The organism is Paenibacillus sp. JNUCC 35, assembly GCF_058269095.1.
Map to the genome: position 1 here is coordinate 2934158 of NZ_CM177771.1, position 19476 is coordinate 2953633.

Annotated in this window: 16 protein-coding genes; 12 read left to right on the forward strand and 4 right to left on the reverse strand. The window is 45.5% G+C overall.

Annotated features, from left to right (window positions below):
* Positions 1 to 175: 175 nt before the first annotated feature.
* On the forward strand, positions 176 to 775 hold the full coding sequence (locus tag AC2TF6_RS13390; RefSeq protein ID WP_491311439.1) for a hypothetical protein: 600 nt from the start codon (positions 176 to 178) through the stop codon (positions 773 to 775).
* 160 nt (positions 776 to 935) lie between these two features.
* Here AC2TF6_RS13390 and AC2TF6_RS13395 read toward each other — a convergent pair whose 3' ends face one another.
* Positions 936 to 2090: a winged helix DNA-binding domain-containing protein gene (locus AC2TF6_RS13395; protein ID WP_491311440.1), complete on the reverse strand. Its 1155-nt coding sequence runs from the start codon at positions 2088 to 2090 to the stop codon at positions 936 to 938.
* Between the two features lie 362 nt (positions 2091 to 2452).
* Between AC2TF6_RS13395 and AC2TF6_RS13400 the strand changes: the two genes are divergently transcribed.
* The 8 genes from AC2TF6_RS13400 (at position 2453) to AC2TF6_RS13435 (ending at position 10808) form a co-directional block, all read left to right on the forward strand.
* The gene (locus tag AC2TF6_RS13400) at positions 2453 to 2662 is read left to right on the forward strand and encodes a VOC family protein (protein WP_491311441.1); all 210 of its coding nucleotides are present in this window, start codon (positions 2453 to 2455) and stop codon (positions 2660 to 2662) included.
* Between the two features lie 115 nt (positions 2663 to 2777).
* Positions 2778 to 3452, forward strand: coding sequence for a response regulator transcription factor (locus AC2TF6_RS13405; protein ID WP_491311442.1), 675 nt, complete (start codon positions 2778 to 2780; stop codon positions 3450 to 3452).
* Positions 3449 to 4816 (forward strand): sensor histidine kinase, encoded by a 1368-nt coding sequence (locus AC2TF6_RS13410; protein WP_491311443.1) that lies wholly within the window; start codon positions 3449 to 3451, stop codon positions 4814 to 4816. Before AC2TF6_RS13405 ends, AC2TF6_RS13410 begins: the two co-directional genes overlap by 4 nt.
* 219 nt (positions 4817 to 5035) lie before the next feature.
* A complete protein-coding gene (locus tag AC2TF6_RS13415) occupies positions 5036 to 6025 on the forward strand; it encodes an alpha/beta hydrolase (protein ID WP_491311444.1) in 990 nt (329 codons plus the stop codon).
* Positions 6026 to 6152: 127 nt separating this feature from the next.
* Complete coding sequence (locus AC2TF6_RS13420; protein ID WP_491311445.1) at positions 6153 to 7124, forward strand: alpha/beta hydrolase; 972 nt, start codon at positions 6153 to 6155, stop codon at positions 7122 to 7124.
* Positions 7125 to 7332: 208 nt separating this feature from the next.
* Positions 7333 to 8145: a (2Fe-2S)-binding protein gene (locus AC2TF6_RS13425; RefSeq protein WP_491311446.1), complete on the forward strand. Its 813-nt coding sequence runs from the start codon at positions 7333 to 7335 to the stop codon at positions 8143 to 8145.
* A 71-nt stretch (positions 8146 to 8216) separates the two neighbouring features.
* A complete protein-coding gene (locus AC2TF6_RS13430; protein ID WP_491311447.1) occupies positions 8217 to 10193 on the forward strand; it encodes an AraC family transcriptional regulator in 1977 nt (658 codons plus the stop codon).
* A gap of 231 nt (positions 10194 to 10424) precedes the next feature.
* On the forward strand, positions 10425 to 10808 hold the full coding sequence (locus AC2TF6_RS13435; protein WP_369998581.1) for a flagellar basal body-associated FliL family protein: 384 nt from the start codon (positions 10425 to 10427) through the stop codon (positions 10806 to 10808).
* Positions 10809 to 10875: 67 nt separating this feature from the next.
* Here the strand turns inward: AC2TF6_RS13435 and AC2TF6_RS13440 are convergent, their stop codons facing one another.
* Entirely contained in the window at positions 10876 to 12930 is a 2055-nt protein-coding gene (locus AC2TF6_RS13440; protein WP_491311448.1) for a serine hydrolase domain-containing protein, read from the reverse strand.
* Positions 12931 to 13198: 268 nt separating this feature from the next.
* Here AC2TF6_RS13440 and AC2TF6_RS13445 point away from each other — a divergent pair, with 268 nt between their 5' ends.
* The gene (locus AC2TF6_RS13445) at positions 13199 to 14596 is read left to right on the forward strand and encodes a PepSY-associated TM helix domain-containing protein (protein WP_491311449.1); all 1398 of its coding nucleotides are present in this window, start codon (positions 13199 to 13201) and stop codon (positions 14594 to 14596) included.
* A gap of 36 nt (positions 14597 to 14632) precedes the next feature.
* Here AC2TF6_RS13445 and AC2TF6_RS13450 read toward each other — a convergent pair whose 3' ends face one another.
* The gene (locus tag AC2TF6_RS13450) at positions 14633 to 16015 is read right to left on the reverse strand and encodes an MFS transporter (RefSeq protein WP_491311450.1); all 1383 of its coding nucleotides are present in this window, start codon (positions 16013 to 16015) and stop codon (positions 14633 to 14635) included.
* A gap of 113 nt (positions 16016 to 16128) precedes the next feature.
* Here AC2TF6_RS13450 and AC2TF6_RS13455 point away from each other — a divergent pair, with 113 nt between their 5' ends.
* Complete coding sequence (locus tag AC2TF6_RS13455) at positions 16129 to 17007, forward strand: LysR family transcriptional regulator (RefSeq protein WP_491311451.1); 879 nt, start codon at positions 16129 to 16131, stop codon at positions 17005 to 17007.
* Between the two features lie 103 nt (positions 17008 to 17110).
* Here the strand turns inward: AC2TF6_RS13455 and AC2TF6_RS13460 are convergent, their stop codons facing one another.
* Entirely contained in the window at positions 17111 to 18598 is a 1488-nt protein-coding gene (locus AC2TF6_RS13460; RefSeq protein WP_491311452.1) for a carbohydrate binding domain-containing protein, read from the reverse strand.
* Positions 18599 to 18794: 196 nt separating this feature from the next.
* Between AC2TF6_RS13460 and AC2TF6_RS13465 the strand changes: the two genes are divergently transcribed.
* On the forward strand, positions 18795 to 19448 hold the full coding sequence (locus AC2TF6_RS13465; protein WP_491311642.1) for a M48 family metallopeptidase: 654 nt from the start codon (positions 18795 to 18797) through the stop codon (positions 19446 to 19448).
* Positions 19449 to 19476: the final 28 nt, after the last annotated feature.

Sequence of the window (19476 nt, forward strand, 5' to 3'; positions counted from 1 at the left end):
CTTCTTCTTTTGTTTTTTCTTTTATCCGGGGTTAATATGCAAGCGGTTCTAAGTCCAGGTAAGCTATGATCCGGGTATTTCATTTCCGTGAGTCTCCGGCAGCCGAAACTTCGCACCAAATCCTACAAAAACACATAAGATTCCGTTCGCTGATGAACATAAAGGAGAGGGGACAATGTCCGACAACGAGTTGATGTTGCAGCAGAAAGCGCTGCAGATTGAAGCAGGAAAGATAGCAGAAGAACTGAAACTCAACGATTTGTTAAGCCAAGCGGGGGAGCCGGTTCGGGTCGGCAGTTCAGCTCTCGGGCTGATGGTCTGGAGGGATTTGGATATCACGGTAATCTGTTCGCGGCTCGATCAAAATGTTGTAGCTCAGATTGCTTCGGAAATTATGGTCCGTACGGGCGTGCGGGAGCTGAAATTTATTAACGACTCTGGCACTTGGAACACGGATCCAACCTATCCTGACGGGTTGTACCTTGGCCTGAAATATAGGTCTGGGCAAGAAAAGGATTGGAAGCTAGACATCTGGTTTATCGATGAACCGGAAAGGCAGCCAGATCTTGGACATATTAAGACAATGCCTGAACGCCTAACTCCGGAAAGGCGTCATTCCATCCTCAGAATCAAGAGTATATGGGCCCAACGTGCTGAATATGGCAAAATCGTGAGGAGTTATGACATTTATACCGCGGTTCTAGACGATAACGTGCACACGCCGGATCAATTTCTGGAATGGTTGGAGCAGCGATCTGCAAAAAGGGGATCGTGAACGAGAATGTCGGCAAGACCACTGATTATGGTGGTGTCCTTCAAGAAGACGGAGACGAAGTGCTGGGACTGCGGTTTTTCTTTTCGATCTTGTTTTAAAGTAAAAAGCTGGCCCTATCACACTTTCGGAGTGATGTGGTCAGCTTTTTTAGATCAGGGCCTTATTCAGGCTTAACATAACGGATATCGTATGTTTCCGCATCTTCCGCAATAAACCGGAGGAGCCGGGAGCCTTCCTCGGCCAAAGCCGTTTGGATCTCCGTGGACAGTGGCTTGAAGGGCTCTATGACCAGGATTGCTGAACTGCGGGATCGTTCAACCTTCCAGGTACCGCTTACGAAACCGTCGACAAGCACGGTGGCCCGGATGATACCGTTGACGGTAAAGACTCGGGAGCGGTGCTCTTCCGCTATAATGCGGCTCCGATCGGCATAAGACAGCAGCATGTTGTCGAACTCCGGCAGGAAACGCAGCGGAGCCAGGCTGTCCGGGTCCGTGAGCGGCAATCCGGTCACGTCGAACAGCTCGCTTCCATGCTCGTCGCGGTACGTCATCAGTCTCGGACGGAGACGGTCTACCGCTTCGCGCAGGCGAGTCAGTCCAGACCAGACCTGCATATCCTGCACGGTGGCAGGGCCGAATGCGGTCAGGTAGCGAAGGAGCATTTCGTCCGGCCCAGTACTGGCCTGGAGTGGCTTGCCGAGCCATGTCTCGGCAGGCGTGTGGGCGGCGAGGCCCCCTACGCCCCAGATTCCACGTGGCGGCACTTGGACAAGCGGCACGAGTGTGCGGACGACGGCCGCGAGCGCGGCAGGGTCTGTGTCCGGCCACTGGTTGCCCAGAAGCGATCCCAGTTCGCTGAACGTACGCGGTTCCTGCTCGGCCAGCGTTCTTCCGGCAGCTGCAATCGCTCCAATGTCCAGCCCGGCAAGCTTTCGGCCGTAAGAGCCTTTCAGGCCGCGATCCAGCGCGGGCTGCAGAAGCGGGCGCAGGCCAAGGCAGTCGTGAGCTGTAACCAGGTGAAGGGTGGAGCGCATCAGAGCGATTCGTACGACCTGCCGTTCCCGGAGCAGTTGTGACAAGTCTTCGTGACGGAAGTCTTCAAGTCGTGTCCATAACCCGATATAAGGAGGATTGGATGCCTGGGCTTGAAGGCCGACCAGATGACGGATGGCTTCCGGCACGGACAAATCTGCCCGGCTAAGCAGAAGCTGCCGCTGGAGCAGGATCCGGTTCAGCACACGCGGACTGAGCACGGAACCGGACCGGCAGCCACCAGAATCCGCTTCAGATGTTGCCGGTGCCCGATCTTTCATAAGATCGGGAGCGGCCGAAGAAATTCGAGACCAATTCGGTTACAGCCGGACGCTTTCGTATAATGATTCCAGGTCATGTAAAGTTCCCCCTGTGACAAAAACCTTATTTAATAAGGGAAATACTACCATGCCCGTTAAGGAAGATCAACTTTGCTGAGTGAGGAAGCAGCATAGCCCGGTATTAAATTAATGTCTGCGCGGCGAAAGAGATGCGGAAGCTTGAATCCGGATTCGATACGGTATCTAGAACACACCGGCCATGGAGCCGGTTTACAAGACCGAATTAATAAAATAAACAATAGTTGAAATGATTCACTTCCTTTGTCGATTTCCCCCTTGTCCATGCGGGTACGAATAAGTTAATGCTGTCCGACTCTTTCGAGCCGGTTTCGTATACCCGCAGCATTAGTCTTGCCCTGAACTATGACGATGTGTCAGAAGCCGGAACGGCATATGCCAAGCTAAGCGAGGGCGGCGAAAGCAAGTATCCTCTCGCTCTTCAGCCGTGGGGTGCTTATTATGGAGAAGTCGTAGATAAATTCGGTGTCACGTGGATGATTACCAAACAGTGAAGATGAAACGTACGATGCCGTTTTTAGAAATAATAGGAGAAGGGTATATCAAATCTGTTTATAGTATAATAATATGTACGACTGTCTAGGATGGAAAACAGGAATGAGGGAACAGATGCCTACTATACTGGTTGCGGATGACGATGCGAACATTCGAGAACTCGTCTGTTTGTTTCTACGCAACGACGGATTCGCAACAGCGGAAGCGGCAGACGGCAAGGAAGCACTTACCGTCTATGCCTCGACGCCTATTGATCTTGTCGTGCTCGATATTATGATGCCGATTATGGATGGTTGGACGTTATGTAAGGAGCTCCGAAGAGCTAATCCTGATCTTCCGTTACTTATGCTGACTGCGAGAGGCGAAACATGGGAGAAAGTGAAAGGTTTCGAACTTGGAACGGACGATTATTTAACGAAACCATTCGATCCGCTAGAGTTGACGGTTCGTGTTAAGGCATTATTGAAACGATACCGGATTGGCTCCACGCAAACGATCCAGTTCGGCAATGTCATCCTTGATCGGCAGACCTATAAGGTAATGAGAGGGACGGAGTCGCTCACGTTGCCGCTCAAGGAGTTTGAACTACTGTATAAGCTTGCCGGAACACCTGGACAAGTCTATACGCGCGGGCAGTTGATTGATCAAATTTGGGGAATCGATTACGCCGGAGATGATCGAACGATAGACGTGCATATTAAACGCCTGCGCGAACGATTCGCGACTACACCCGATTTTCGTATCGAAACGGTGCGCGGGCTTGGCTACCGGCTTGAGGTCTGCGAATGATCAGATCCTTATATATACGTGTTGTCCTGACATTTCTAGTCAGCGTCATCGCAGGCACGGTCATTGCTTTTTTTGTGTCAACTTGGATATTCGAAGATAAATTAAACCAAAACGCGCAAATCAACTTACGTAACTTTGGCCAAGACATCGTCCGGATTTACAAGACACTTCCGTTACATGAAGCTGACTCGTTCGTGAGTGAAATGAAGCAGCTCGATTCCTATCATATTCGAATTTACGAAGCAACGGGTCAGTTCCAGTCGTACGGAAAGCTTAACGGACACAAGTCTGCCCCTGTGACGATGGAGCAGCTAAAAAAGGTAATCGATGGCGGCGTTGTTCAAGCCACGCCAAATGGTATTGCTTCGGTCCTCTTAGGGTTGCCGTTGAAAACAGAAATGGGAACAAAGGCGATGTTTTTGGAAACCCTCGCCCCCCCTTCCGCCACTTTTGTCGCCAGTTGGGCAATAATCTTTGCAACCTGTTCGTTGATCGCAGGAAGCTTATTGATTCTGGTTGCCTCTATATTCTTAGTAAGGCCAATCAAAAAACTGACAAAAGCAACCAAGCGGATAGCCGCTGGAGACTTCAACGTCAAGCTGAATATTAAGCAGTCGAGTGAGCTGGGTACGTTGGCTCGCAGCTTCGAAGACATGATGCACGATTTGAAGCAACTTGAGCAGATGCGCAGGGAATTCGTGACGAACGTGTCGCACGAGGTGCAGTCTCCGCTCACTTCGATATCCGGTTATGCTTCAGCACTCAAACAAGTAGGTCTCTCAGATCATGAACGAAGCCGTTATCTGGATATTATTATCGCTGAAGCGAAGCGGATGTCCAAGATGAGCGATAGCCTGCTCAAGCTGAGTTTGCTGGAATCGCAGTCACAGCAACTTCGTTTGACCACACTTAGCCTCGATGAACAGATCAGACGGGTCATCGTTGCGCTCCAGCCGCAATGGTCGGCTCGCAACATCCGTTTTGAGCTCAATTTGAAGGCCGTTAGCCTAATGGCTGATTATGATCTGTTAAACCAGGTATGGACGAACATAATTGCCAATAGCATCAAATTTTCCAAGGATGGCGACGTAATTAGCGTCACCATCCTACAAGATATTAAAAACGTAATAGTCCGAATATCCGACACGGGGATTGGTATTTCCTTAGAGGACCAGAAGCGTATATTCGAGCGGTTCTTTAAGGCCGACCGTTCCCACAGTCGTAAGTATAGCGGTAGCGGTATGGGACTCGCCATCGTAAAACAGATCGTATCGCTTCATCAAGGCGACATCCGAGTGGAAAGCGAACCCGGCCGAGGAACGACTGTCATAGTCACTTTGCCAATCACAACGCCGACAGAGTAATTAGATTCCTAATGGTTAATTCGGATTGTCAAACGCTGTCCCCGTATTCTCCATGTTACGGTATCATGTGCAAGCTTCCTTGCATGTGACGCCGTAGCATTTTTTTCTTGTTCATACTCCGTTCATTTTGTCGCCATAGGGAGTACATATTCGTCGTATAAGCTTTTCTTAACGGCGATTTTTAAGGTAGGCCCAATAGACAGATGAGGACAGGAGGAGATGAAAGTGACACAAAAAGAGGAAAAGAAAACGAGGAATGGAACGAGAACAAGTAAAGCACTAAAAATTTTGCTTAAAATCATAGGAGCAATCCTTATAGCAATCGTGCTTTTTCTAGCTATTGTTTATACAGTTAATCAAATCAGCAATCATTCGGAGCAAAAAAGATTAGAGCCCTATGGTCAGCACGTAGCGGTAGATGGGAAAAATATGAATGTTTTGATTCAGGGACAGGGCGAAGAAACCGTCGTGCTCCTGCCTGGTTTTGGAACAGCAGCACCGGCTCTTGATTTTAAGCCGCTAATAGAAGAGCTATCACCTTTTTACAAAGTCGTCGTGGTTGAGCCATTTGGTTATGGATTAAGTGATCTAACCGATAAGGAACGAAGCACAGAGAACATTGTGAGTGAAATTCATGAAGCGCTGCAGGGTCTTCATATTGAGCGTTATATTCTAATGGGCCACTCCATTTCAGGGATTTACGGACTCGATTATGTAAACAAGTATCCAAACGAAGTGAGTGCATTTGTCGGGCTCGATAGCAGTGTTCCAACGCTAAGCGAGAAGAGGTTTTCATCTTCAGAAATAGAAACGGTTAAACTACTCAAAAAATCAGGTTTCTCCAGATTGCTAATGAAACCGGATACCGACGTATATGCTGAGCTACCCTATGAGTATCAAACAATAGAACAAATCAGAATTCTTATGTACAAAAACATGTATAATTCCAACCAATTAAATGAAATTGAAAATATGTATTCTAATTTTAAAAGGGCTGAAAATTCAACATTCCTCAAAAATCTTCCTGTTATTTTCTTTATCCAAGCGAATCATCTAGCAACGGATCGATGGATACCCGAGCATGAAAAGCAAATAAAAGATTCTGTACATGGAAAAATGGTACTACTGGAAGCAGGACATTATTTATATCGTTCCCATTCCAAAGAAATCGCAGAGAACTTTAGAAAATTTGTGAAAGAAATAAAATAAGTCATCATATTCTTGTTCATACTCCGTTCATATTGTCGTCATAGGGAGTACATCTTCGTCGTGTAAGCTATCCATAGTGACCCGTTTTGGCAGCCAGATAAACAGATAAAGATAGGAGAAGATGAGTATGGAACTAAAAGCAGAGGTAATAAAAAAGAGGATGAGTAAGCCACTTCGAATTATACTTAAATCATTAGGAGCTATAGCTATATTAATCGTACTTTTTCTAGCCATTGTTTTTATTGTTGATAAGGTCGCTAGTAAATCGGAACAAGGAAAAATAGAACCCTATGGTCAGTCTGTAACCGTCGATGGGAAAAAAATGAATGTTTTAATTCAAGGAAAAGGTCAAGAAACGGTAGTGCTTCTGCCTGGTTACGGAACAGCCGCACCAGTACTTGATTTTAAGCTGCTTATCGATGAATTATCGCCATACTACAAAGTTGTTGCGATTGACCCTTTCGGTTATGGATTAAGTGATAGAACCGAAAAAGAGCGAAGCACAGAGAATATTGTAAGTGAAATTCATGAAGCCTTACAGCAGCTTCATATAGACCGTTACACGCTAATGGGCCATTCCATTACAGGCATTTACGGATTGGATTATGTGAACAAATATCCAAACGAGGTGAGTGCATTTGTCGGAATCGATAGCAGTGTACCCACACAACCGGGTATGGATGTTAAATTCCCATTAACCATGTTTAAATTTCTTAAGCAATCAGGCCTTCAAAGATTCATCGTGAATGTAGGTAGTGACCCATATGCATCTTTATTATTTGATGATAAAACAAAGGAACAAATGAAGATGATTATGAATAAAAACGCGAATAATAACACGATGTTAAATGAAATGAAAAATATTTCTTCTAACTTTAAGGGGGCTCAAAATTTAACATTCCCTAAAAATCTTCCCCTTCTTCTCTTTGTACAAGCGAATAATACAAGTGTAGAAGGATGGATACCTCTGCATGAAGGGCAAATAAAAGATTCAGTACATGGAAAAGTAATAACAATGGACGGATCCCATTATTTACACCATACCAAATTCAAAGAAATCGCTGAAAGCGTGAGGGAATTCAAGGAAGAAATAAAATAAGCCCTCTTAAAAAGGTCTCTAAACCCTAATAAACCGCCCTATGGGACAGGTTATTAGGGTTTGTTTGCTTAACGTTCGAAAAGATTCACCCGGTGATGAAAAAAGCTTGCACGATAACGGTCTTTTATTGATAATCATTATCAGTCAAGGTATAATAAAACCAATTTCCATGTATTGCAAGGGATAGAATGAGGGGTCGAGCGAAGCGATGAACGAAATCATGCTGGAGAAGCTAGATAGTACCTTTAATGTAACGGCAAAAAAACAGGAAAATCCCGTGTTTAGTTGCCCTGCCGCTGACTTGACCGACGAGAATGAAGTAAAGCTGCTGTTGGATTTTTACACGCCTCTAATAAAAGGGTTGGATCCATCCGTTGGTGAAGTCTATATGACGGACTGGTTTCGGGGTCCGCTTCTTGGCCTCATTTATATGTTATCCGCCTGGAATAAAACGCCTGATCTCACGTTGGATAATCTGACCGTTCAAATGTATACAGCTTCTTATAATGACCGCGAATATTATGAGATTAACTTTCTATTGAACAATCTTGAACTTCATGCCGGGCCTGACGAACCGCTGAAGCGCGCAAGCTGGGCGGAAGAGAAGCTGAGCCGCTTTTTGTCACAGACCGTGCGACCGGTTTTTGAGACGATTGCAAAAGCAGGCACCTTAAAGGCGGGCATGCTGTGGAGCCAGTTGCCGACCTTACTTGAGTACGGGTATGAAAGGCTGATGGAATCCGAAGAATGTGAGACCGTCAAGCACCAGACGACGAGAAACTACGGGATTGTGAAATCTTTGGACGGGGCTGTTTTTGGAAGAAGCAAAAATCCGCTCAACGTCAAATTCCGTATGACCCATTCAATGGCCTCTCCTGATAAGCAAGTACGGGTGAAAGCAGCTTGCTGCCTGTATTATCTGGTTGATGGCGGCCATTACTGTTTTACTTGCCCTCGGGTCAAAGAAGCTGAACGTGACAAATGGCGTGAAGAATACAGAGAAGAGCAGAAAGCTAAATAAGCGGCTAAAAAAGAACCATCTCCTTTCGATTCGGCGAAAGAAAATGGTTTTTTTGCGGAACGGGAGAAGGAGTGGAACGCTTGAAATTAGATGATCACATGATGCTATGGAATCAGGTTTTTATAAAGATCATGGATGTTCGTCATACAGCCATGGAGCAGGGAGAAGCGCTGCGAGCTTATCGGCTGCCTGTCAGCGCATTCCTCTATACGATACGTGGAAGTGCTCAGGTATGGCTGGACGGAAATGCCCACGTTGCCAAAGAACCCTATATTTTTCATGGGGGGAAGGGTATGAATTTGACTATTTTGGCCCACGATGAGCTGGAATATTATATGATCTTGTACAAACCGATACTGCCTTTGCCTAATCGCCAGGAATTTGTGCACTTGATGGGAGAGGATAATCCTTTCCACTTTCAATATGCTTTTGCTCCAAGCCATCCTTTAGCTTTATTTGATAAGCTTGTACGGTTGGAGAAAGAGTGGGATCAGACCCATGCATTGGATAAGCTTCATGTCAAAGCGATTTTTTATCAATTCCTCTATGAACTGTTAAGACAACTGGATCAACAAAGGATTAGACCGGTAAGGCCTAATCTGGCTTCACTGGCCACTCATTACATCCATGAGCATTACGCTGAGACGATTACGTTGGAATCGCTGGCCCAAGCGCTTGATTGCAGTGAGGGACATCTGTCCAGGCAGTTCAAGAGTGAGATGCAGAATAGTCCGATTCACTATCTAAATCAAGTGCGAATGAACAACGCTATACGGCTGCTGATGCGAACGGACGCAACATTGCAGGAGATCGCGGAACAAGTTGGCTTTATGGATGCGCATTCCTTAAGCCGCAGCTTCAAAAAATATAAGGGACTATCTCCTGCCCGCTTTAGGAAAAAGCATGCTCATGATTGGCAAGATCGGGAATTGCCATTATCTATGGATGGAATTGCCGTTCTGCAAACGAATAATCCTCTCTATAATGATATTGAAAATCATTATCAATACAAAACGGGGAGAGAGTTATTGATGCAAAGAAGAACGAAGACAGCGGTCATGGCCTTGGTCATGTGTATTTCTTTATTGGTGAGTGCGTGCGGGAATACGGCACATACAACCGTTAATTCGCAAGGCTCGGCAAATAAGACTGAACAGTCTAATCAGCAAGCAGCGGCGACAGTAAAAACAAGAATAGTATCTACCCAGAAGGGGGATATAAAGATACCGGCTGAGCCTAAACGAGTGGCCTCCGATCAGTATTTCGGCTATTTATTGAAACTGGGTATAGTACCGGTCGGAGTTAGAAGCATCATGCTCAACGAGGCGTGGATCAGTAAATCGGGCATATCGGAAACCGTTATGGCCGGCATTGAAGATCTCGGCGATTTTCCGATGAATCCGGAGAAATTAACCTATCTGGAGCCGGATTTAATTATAAGTTCAATCGAAGAGAATATTGAGCTTTATGAGAAAATCGGAACTACCGTATTCTTGCCCTACTGGGAAAATAATTCAACTGCAGGACCCATAGATAAATTCCGCAGAATTAGTAAACTATTCGGCAAGGAACAGGCAGCGGAGGAATGGATAGCTGAATACGAGCAGAAAGTAGCGGATGCTAAAAAGAAAATTGCCGGAATCATCAAAGAAGGGGAGACCGTTTCGATCGTGCAAATCGGATGGAATGGTCTGTATGTTCTGGCAGCGGAAGGCGGTAATTATGGCAGTTCAACGATCTATCAAATGCTGCGGCTGCCTCCTACGAAACAAGCTCTCCAAATGAAAGATGGATTTGCGAAGGTTTCTCTTGAAGTGCTTCCCGACTATTTAGGTGATCATGTGTTTATCTACGGCGCAGAAGACAAAGGGGCAGAGAAAATCTTAAACAGTCCTGTATGGAAAGGTGTTCCTGCCGTTAAAAAAGGCCAGGTGTACTATTACGGTTCCTCCGGAGAGAAACAAGATGAGTTTGTAATGGAGGATCCATATTCGTTGGAGCTTCAACTGGACAAGGTTGTGAAGGTTTTATTGGCTGGGCAAAAGTAGAAGCTTACTAAACAACTTTCAAAAGCCGGAAAAGTGGGAACAAGTCCAATGGATTTGTTCCCACTTTTTAAATCAAAAACGATTGTCATAATTGTAATATTTACTAGTAATTAAAATATATGGATGGTTCGGTGGTTTCGTGATATAATCCTGTAAACAGGAAAATTATGGGTTTCGGGCTGAGTATTCTACTTAGGATGATCCCGTTTTTTCAAAAAGGAGATGGATAAAATGAAAAGAAGATTTAGTATGATTTTAGTATTTTTGACCCTTTTATTTTCCATATCTTCAACGGCAGCGGCAAGCGGAGAAGAGGAAGTGTATAGTTACCGATTTACATTTCAAGGACCGCTGTGGACTTTTAACTATAATCTGAATGCTTATTATTCGGGGAGCGGCAGCACCCCTAGCTTGAAGGCAGCATTATTTAAAGTACATTCATGGGGAGAAGAAGACCTGGACAGAGAGGAGCGCTTCTTTCCTCTTTATTACTCCCCCCGCTCATTTGCTGCAAGCGCGCAATTTCTTCCTTTAGTCACCGGGAGTGAATACGTAATTCGGGTGTATTCTACAGCCCCGAGGTCAGATTGGAGTGTATCCATTACTCCATTCTAAATCCTGTAGAAACTGTGTCACAGGTTGAGTCAAGCCCGCGTAAATCGCGGGCTTTTTCTTGTCAGATCTAGTTATTTTTCAGATCAATTTTAAATACATCCCCCGCGTTGCCGCCAAAAACGATCATCCCGCCTTCAGGCAGTACTACCGAATGCATGCCGCTTACCTTTGAGAAGTTCACGACCGCTCCCTTCGCGTCATAAACGGCGAATCCCCCGCTTGCCGGAGCCTTAACGGTTAACACTCGATTGGCTGATTTTTTATCAATTTTATACCAGACGGCCTTTCCATCAGAAGGTATGCTGCGAATTCCGGAGTTTCCTTGGGAAAAGGGCTGAATCGCATCTTCACGGATATAGGCCTGTCCATGGGTTGACAGATACTCCTTATGGTTCTTTTGATAGAAATTCAAGTCAAAAACATCTCTCCCGGTAATAACCGGAATAGAGGCTGCATTCACTGCTTTATTCTCGCTAACGATTTTAGTGCCGGATGCGTATCCATGACCGGGATCAACGGATATTTTGATGGTCACACCCGCTTGGTTGATATAACGGACGGAAGTTATCTTTTCATCCACTGCGTAGTAGTTTTTTCCGTTTCGATGTTCCCACACCGTTTTAGTCGTCTGATCGAGCGGGTTAGGGTCTAATTTTTGAAAATCATAGGTTACGATGACGATTTGGCCTACGCCGGGAAAATTCAAATAAGTGTTAAGCTTTAGATAGGTTTTTCCGTTTTTCGCTTGGTCAAAGCTCAGGGTCACATTGCCATCGTTGTTTTTGAATTGTCCGCTGCCCGTATACACATATTTTTGAGCCGGTATGACTTCGCCCAGCAGAGCGGGCAAATCAATCTCTCCGTTCTTGATCTCCAAATTTGCTGTTTTACCTACGGAACCGTATAATCCGGAATAAGCCTGCATATCCGAAGGCATATCCACTTTCACGGGCGGTTGAAATGTCTTCTCAGGCAAAATCTCTTTAATGATGCCTTTGGCTTTTGCATATTCCAATAAAACATTCGATGCGAAAGCGGAATTGTGGATAGAAGTCCCTCCCGACGAAAGCACGGCGATGGAAATATCATGTTCGGGCAGGGAAGTCAAGACAGCGTGATACGATTGCGTATCACCGCCTTTGGATAATGCCGTTATTCCGTAATCATCAAAGGGCGTTAAACGGACGGCATCCCAGCCAAGACCATAATTAATAGTGTTGTTCTCTTCGGGGACCCATACGCCGTTCAGATACTCATGACTTTGCATGGCCTTGACCGACTTCTCGGATAAAATATCAGTTCGGTTGCCGATCAGGACTTCACCGAACTTGCTTAGTTCCTCGGCTGTGGAGTAAAGGCCGCCTGTTCCGAGGACATTGACATTTTCGACGGGTAAAGCTTGATCCACCGCGGGATTATAGATTTTTGCGAGCCTGTTTCTGTCAAAGGAATCAAGTGGTGTTTTAGTTGAGGTTAATTGAAGTGGTTTGCTTACATGAGTTTCGAGGAATCTGCTGTAGCTTAACCCGCTCACGCGTTCAACCAAGAGTTCAAGCAGTTGGAAGCCGTCATTGCAATACACCGAAAATTCACCCGGGTTTGCTTTTAAGTGTTCTGATTTTAACTTTTCCAGTAATTCATCATGATTTCTCGTATCATTGTCATCGAACATCGTACCGTTGCCATAGTGGCTGCCGTAAATTCCCGATGAATGATTCATTAGCATGCGCGGTGTAATCTTTTTGTATCGTTCATCCGCCATTTTAAATTCCTTGATATAGGCGGTCAGCGGTTTATCGAGTTCAATTTTCTTAGAATCGGCTAACATCATCGCTGCAGCGGTAACGTACATCTTACTTACCGAGCCGATGCCAAACATGGTGTTTGGGGTGATCGGCTGCTTGTTAGCTTTGTCGGACACACCGGCACTGTCGGATAAAACGATAGATCCGTGATCCCTAATTGCATACTGTATCCCGCTTGCGCCATAACCGGACACGATCTTCGACGCAAGCTCTTTGGCTTTTTCTTTTACAGGATCATGATTCGTTTGAGCAAAAACAGAGGTGGCCGGAATAGTTAGCAGCATAGCGGTCATGAATATCGAAACCATTTTCTTCATGAATAAATCCTCCTTGTAAGTAATGCTAGATTTTACTAGCTAAATTGATCATACAAGGGAGAAGACTGTTTTATAAAAAAACATCCTGAAACGAAAAAAACAATCCCTAAACAACATTTTGTTTAAGGATTGTTCATTATGGAGAAGTTTTTTTATCACGGAGTTCACAATAAGTTTTTCTATATAGCCCGAGTTGGTCATATTTTTTTTGTTAAAAGTATTTTACATTAGGAAAGAAATCTTTTGAAAAGGAAAGGATGGTCAGGAATTGAACTTGAAAGCACCAGATGAATCGAAAAACAAACAGAACACGACCGGTCAAAAGAAAATCAAAGCTTCCTTGTATCAAACGATGTGGCGATGGCATTTCTATGTCGGTTTAATCTGCACCCCTGTTTTGTTCATTTTAGCTTTTAGCGGAGCCGTCTATGTGTTCAAACCCCAAATCGACAACATCCTGTATCAAGATCTGTACGATGTCCATAGCGACAACAGGCAAGTTATGCAACCGTTATTACCTTCGGATATAGTTGCGAAAGTTAGCGAAGCTTACCCTGGATCTTCTATTTCAGGTGCAACCTTTTATGACGAGAACAACAGGTCTGTCGAAGTTCATATGCGTCTGGACGGAAAGGATACTTCCGTTTTTGTAAATCCCGCTAACGGTGAACTGTTAGGAACACTCAACAATAAAACGCGATTTACCGAATTTTTCAAAAATCTGCACGGCCAATTAGTTGCGGGAGGAATGCCGGGCAAACTAATCGTCGAATTGTCCTCCCTTTGGGGAATCATTCTTCTGCTTACCGGTCTGTTCGTATGGTGGCCCAAAAACAAAAAACAAATTTGGGGAACGTACTTGCCCAGGTTTAAAAAAGGAAAAAGGATATTTTGGAGGGATATGCACAGTGTAACTTCCTTTTGGCTGACTTTTTTTATATTTATTGCTATCGTTACGGGTTTGCCGTGGGCGCCGGTTTCAGGCAAACAAATTGATCAGCTCGCTGGAGAATCGACACCTCCATTTGCAACCTCGTATGGAAAGAAGCCTGAATCCGTTGTTCCCTCCGGTTACAGCACGGACGCATGGTCTGCAAGCGAGGTTTTAAAAAGCGGCGGCCAGTCGGCCTCTTCCTTTGTTTCGATGGAATATGTACAGCAGGTGGCTCAGCAAGAAAAGATTAGCTCTCCTTACACGATCTACTTGCCCAAAGACAGCCGTGGTGTTTATACAATCGGTACGCCAACCGTTCTTACTCACCCGACAGATCACGCCACTCTCAATATCGATCAATACTCGGGGAAAATCTTGAGTGATGTTCGTTTTTCCGATTTCGGAGTTAGAGGGCAATTAGTAGAGGCGGCAGTGGCTTTACATGAAGGCCGGTTGTTCGGGATGGCTAATCGAATAATAGGCGCACTGGTCTGTATCGGTTTGATGGTTCTTATCGTTAGTGCATGTATGCTGTGGAAAACAAGAAAGCACAAAGACTCTATCGGGGCTTTGCCTCCCGCTAAGGATAAAATTGTAGTCCGCTCTATTCTGGCAATTATGATCGTGCTTGGGGTGATCATGCCTCTTGTCGGCATTTCTATTCTGATCGTGTTCTTGCTGGACCGTTTTGTAATCATGAAAATTAGGCCTTTGAAAAAATGGCTCAGTTAACCGTTTTGTTGACGCAGCGGTTTATGAACGCAAAGGCTACTGCAAAGCTTTGCAAGAATCCCGGCGGCGCCGGCTCATGAATACCAAAGACAATGCAATTACCGTGAGGATAATCCCAAGCACTCGAAATCCCTCGAAGCTGACATTACCTCCCATGACTGTGCCAATCAACAGAGAAGAGAGAATGGTTCCCAGGTATCTGGATGTGTTAAATAATCCGGATGCTACACCGATTATTTCTTTCGGTGAACTTTGGAACAAGGCCGCTTGCATACCGACATTGTTCAACCCGTTACTAATGCCGAATGCAGCCAAAGCCAAACACACGCTGATAACCGGTGAAGTTGGATTCAATGTCACGAGCCACACCGACCCGAATGTCATTAAGATCGCGGACAGGAACAATGCCGGTCTGGGCCCTGATTTATCAATCCATCGACCTGCCAATGGAGAAGCAGCAAGCGAACACACGCCTAAACTTAACATAAGAATTCCTGTATGGAATTCGCTTACATGACGCACCGTTTGCAAGTAGGACGGAAGCCCGAAAAAAAGCGAGTAATAAAGTACGTTAACGAGAATGAACTCGACATTGACCCAAGTCATCGCAGGATATTGGGCGAATGTGCGCAAAGGAATAAAGGGTGACGTCGTTTTTAGCTCGTGTCGTACGAAAGCCAAAAGCAGAATGAGGCCTGTCAGCCCGACAATGCCATATCCTAATGAGATAGGCCCGGATGATTTGGCCGAGAGTAGTCCAACGAGCAGGGCAACCAGTCCCGCTGTGAACAGCAGGATCCCTGACGCATCAATCAAATTCAACCATTTACGAAAGGACATGTCCCGTGTAACGGATGCTGGCGGTTCGTCCCTAGGAATCGTCCTCCAAGCCAATAGAAAGCCGGCGACCGTAAACGGAATATTGACGAAGAAGATAGCGGGCCAAGCCCACAAATGAATCAAGATTCCGCCAATAAAGGGGCCAATGGCTGCCGCTCCCGATAGGAATATGGACAAAACAGACAGCGCAGTCGCTTGATTCTCTGTAATAGACATGCGAATGATGGCCATTCCAACCCCAACCATCATGCTTGTTCCGATAGATTGTACAATGCGGAACCCGATAAGCCACCCGAAGTTTGGTGATAATGGAGCTACCATGGATGCAAAGAAGGCTACAATAAGCCCGATAAGAAATATCTTCCTGCGACCGAATAGATCGCTGGCCTTTCCCATGACAGGCTGAGCGACAGCACTTGCAATGTAGAAAGAAAAAATGATCCAGGAAACACGTGTAAAGTCAAGTTGGAACACATTTTGCAGATTTGGAATAGCAACAGAAACCATCGAAGAATTTAACGGGTTGAGTAGGATCCCCAGTCCAACGGAAATCATCAACCACCAGCTGCGGGCATTCATTTGTGGAGTCCCCCTAAAGTGTTTTAATGATAGCCTACTTGAAATAATGTATTTACTCCAACGCATTTCATGTTATGATTTCATAGACTTGAAGGAATGTATGGGGGTAGGAGATGGAACTTCTTCAATTGCACTATTTTCTTGCGGTAGCTCGATTGGAACATATGACCGAAGCTGCACGAAGTCTGCACGTTACTCAATCGTCGCTGAGCAAAACGATTCAACGTCTGGAAGAGGATCTGGGGGTCCCTTTATTCGATCGAACAGGTAGAAAACTGCGATTGAATGAATTCGGAAGCAGATTCCTTCGTCGAGCGGAAAGGGCTTTGTTTGAATTGAAACAGGGGAAGCAGGAGATGAGGGATCTATCCGGCCTGGAACATAGCACACTCGAATTGGCGGTGACCACCGCAAGCACGCTGCCTCATATTCTTCGAGAGTTTCGGAAAAAAATGCCCGATATCCAATTTCATGTCCAAATGCTTGCCACGCAGGAAATGGTAACGCTTCTTCATAGGGGAGAGGTCGATTTCTGTTTGTCTTCACCTCGGGTAGAAGGGGAAGATATTGAATGTCAAATCGTGTGCATAGACCCGATTCTTGTAGCTATTCCGAAGGGGCATCGGCTGGCCGACCGAAGCAGCGTATCCTTGACAGAACTAAAGGATGAATGGTTTGTCGGTGTAAAGCGAGGCTATGGTACTCGCGATTTAGTGGATTCAGTATGCAGCTCGGTTGGATTTGCACCTAAATATGTGTATGAGGGAGATGAACCTGCTAGGTTAAGCGCTCTGGTGGAAGCTGAAATTGGCATAGCCTTCATACCAAGCACGGCACGGAATTCGCGGGAAAATATCCACTATCTCCAAGTAGAGGACCACGAGCTAGTAAGGGAGATCGCTTTAATATGGCACAAGAGCCGTTACATTTCGCGGGCTGCTTTGGAATTCCGTAAGGTCGTTGTAGAATATTTCGGAACGAACTCGAAATAGATAAGTTAAAAACGGTGCTGAAGAAGTGAAAAATGATTCGGGGAGCAGGGAACGAAGAAGGGCACTCTTCTGTAGAGTGCCCTTCGCTTCTTAGAGTACCTATCTAATAATGATTCAAAGCTTTAACCGGCAGAGAATAATAGGCGTTTCCTTTTTGTTTGCCATAACTATGCACCGCGACGCCGCCAAAACCGGCATGTCCGTCGTAATGAGCTTTTATTGCGGCGAGTGCACGATCCAGATCATCCAAGCCTTCTTCATAAAAGGTCGCGCTGTCCGCACCGGCTGTTACAGGGTCAATCGTTTCAAGCCCTACACAAACTTTTTTGCCGGCCACTGCCGCATAGTCGATTTCGTTCTGGGCATCCCGGACGGCTTGCCATTGACCGTCGGAATATCGGTCCGTATAGTCCATAAGCCCGACCCAATCCAGCCGATCGATCAGATGCTGGTAAAATCCTTTATTGCTGCCGTTATACGTGACCACGTATTCAGCGCCGTCATACCATCTGGGGATGTCCTGGGCGTATGTCATTCCGGTTCCGTTCATAAGTAAATTGGCTTTATCCAGATAAGCAAGCGCTTGCTGCATCATATCGGTTTTGTTGCTTGCCCATTGTTCTTTATTCAGGTAAATTTCAATATCTTGATGGACACCGTCGAATTTTTCGTTAGATGCCGCACTGCCGTTGAAGTTAATGACAGCGGTAATTCTTTTCAATCCTTCCGAATGGTTTTCTGTCATGCCCCATTCTTTAGCTCCGCTTACTGCTTCCACCCTCAACCCTCTGGCATGTGCTTGAGAGATAAATTGCTTAAGCTGCGAGTTATAAGTGGTCAAATGGGTATCGTTTATGGCAAGAAGAAGAACATTGACCCCTTTGTCTTGAGCGAATTGGAACAGGGTCGAACGTTCCGCTGAATCTTGCAGCACGGAAGTTGTCTCCTGCCAAATCCACATCGCCTTGACGTCCTTATTTATGGCTTGGACACCATTTCTGGCTTTAAGGCTCAGATCATCTAAGTATGCGTTTGCACCGCTGTCGGCATTTTTATAAATGTATACTTGGAGCTTGGCGGTTCCGGGTACAGTCGTAAAAGCGGTCGATTTAAATTCGTAGAGCGTTTGATTAAATTTCAAAGTGAACTTGGCCAGTACATTGTTGTTTGCATCTAAACAATCCACTCCGATAATGGCTGAATCCGTAACGGCGCTTACGCTGCCGTGTCCGGACAAGACATAGGCTGCCCCCGCCGGTATTCCGGAAATGATTTGCCCCGCACCCCCTTCGCCAGAAGAGATGCGTGCGGCTTTTGCTCCTGCAAATGCCGGAGAAGAGACGCTGGCGGTATTCCCCCAGTTTGTCCAATTTGCCAAATTTTCTTCAAATCCTGGATTAGCAATCAGATTATCACCCGGATTCAAAGCGGCTGCGCTCACACCCGTCCGTTCTGTCGTTCCGTTATTGAACTCAGGATTCAGCAGTAAATGGTTACTTGCCGCTTGTCCTTTTGACGGCATTCCCGAAAGACTTATAAGGATGGAAAATGCCAAAATAAGCGACAAAACTGCGTGCATAAACTTTTTCATCAGCATGACTCCTTTTTATCATAGATTGGTTTAAATACTCATTTATGGTATCATGCCTCGATTTAATAGTACATATAAGAACGTTAATAGACTGTTAATAGACATTAAATGTTATTTAGTTCAAAGCGGCTGAGGTGATGAAATTGCCGCCCGATGTTATAATGATAGCCATAAACTAATAGAAACGATGATGATGATGAAAATTGAACTAGACCAACAACAAATAGATATTCATGTTGAATACGGCACACGCAAAAAACTCTCGATCCACATCGACCCTTCAGGACTGGTCACCGTGAAGGCGCCGAATCATACAAGTGATGATGTGGTAATGAACGCCATAAGGCAGCATGGGAATAAAATTCTGAAGCAATTGCAAGCGATTGAGGCAGCTCGCACGCCTATGAAGTTCAGGGAATACGAAGAGGAAGGCAAGTTCCTTCATCTTGGTCGATACTACCCGCTTCATGAGTTAATCGAGACGAATGGGCGGACGGAAGAAGAGCTGCAGCACGATCTGAAGAAGTTCTATTTTACGAGCTGTAAGAAGGTGATCGGGGAGCGCATAAAAATCTATCAGAAGCAGCTGAAAGTCACGCCCAAATCCTTCACCATCGAGGAATCCCGAACGAAGTGGGGGAGCTGTAACTCGGCTAAGCATCTTACCTTCAATTACCGTCTGGCAATGGCGCCCGTTGACGTTATTGATTACGTGGTCATACACGAGCTTTGTCATCTCTTGCATATGAATCATGATCGATCCTTCTGGCGGCGCGTCGGAAGCGTGATGAAGGATTACAAAGCGAAGGAAGCGTTCCTCGCTAGGTACGGACACGCCATGACATTGTAATGAAAAGATACATGCTTTCGGATAGTGC

Coding starts and splice junctions, on each gene's coding strand:
- AC2TF6_RS13420 (WP_491311445.1), top strand. CDS start 6,153: ATGGAACTAAAAGCAGAGGTAATAAAAAAGAGGATGAGTAAGCCACTT.
- AC2TF6_RS13455 (WP_491311451.1), top strand. CDS start 16,129: ATGGAACTTCTTCAATTGCACTATTTTCTTGCGGTAGCTCGATTGGAA.
- AC2TF6_RS13395 (WP_491311440.1), bottom strand. CDS start 2,090: ATGAAAGATCGGGCACCGGCAACATCTGAAGCGGATTCTGGTGGCTGC.
- AC2TF6_RS13450 (WP_491311450.1), bottom strand. CDS start 16,015: ATGAATGCCCGCAGCTGGTGGTTGATGATTTCCGTTGGACTGGGGATC.
- AC2TF6_RS13435 (WP_369998581.1), top strand. CDS start 10,425: ATGAAAAGAAGATTTAGTATGATTTTAGTATTTTTGACCCTTTTATTT.
- AC2TF6_RS13460 (WP_491311452.1), bottom strand. CDS start 18,598: ATGAAAAAGTTTATGCACGCAGTTTTGTCGCTTATTTTGGCATTTTCC.
- AC2TF6_RS13465 (WP_491311642.1), top strand. CDS start 18,795: ATGAAAATTGAACTAGACCAACAACAAATAGATATTCATGTTGAATAC.
- AC2TF6_RS13415 (WP_491311444.1), top strand. CDS start 5,036: ATGAAAGTGACACAAAAAGAGGAAAAGAAAACGAGGAATGGAACGAGA.
- AC2TF6_RS13410 (WP_491311443.1), top strand. CDS start 3,449: ATGATCAGATCCTTATATATACGTGTTGTCCTGACATTTCTAGTCAGC.
- AC2TF6_RS13390 (WP_491311439.1), top strand. CDS start 176: ATGTCCGACAACGAGTTGATGTTGCAGCAGAAAGCGCTGCAGATTGAA.
- AC2TF6_RS13440 (WP_491311448.1), bottom strand. CDS start 12,930: ATGAAGAAAATGGTTTCGATATTCATGACCGCTATGCTGCTAACTATT.
- AC2TF6_RS13400 (WP_491311441.1), top strand. CDS start 2,453: ATGCTGTCCGACTCTTTCGAGCCGGTTTCGTATACCCGCAGCATTAGT.
- AC2TF6_RS13405 (WP_491311442.1), top strand. CDS start 2,778: ATGCCTACTATACTGGTTGCGGATGACGATGCGAACATTCGAGAACTC.
- AC2TF6_RS13425 (WP_491311446.1), top strand. CDS start 7,333: ATGAACGAAATCATGCTGGAGAAGCTAGATAGTACCTTTAATGTAACG.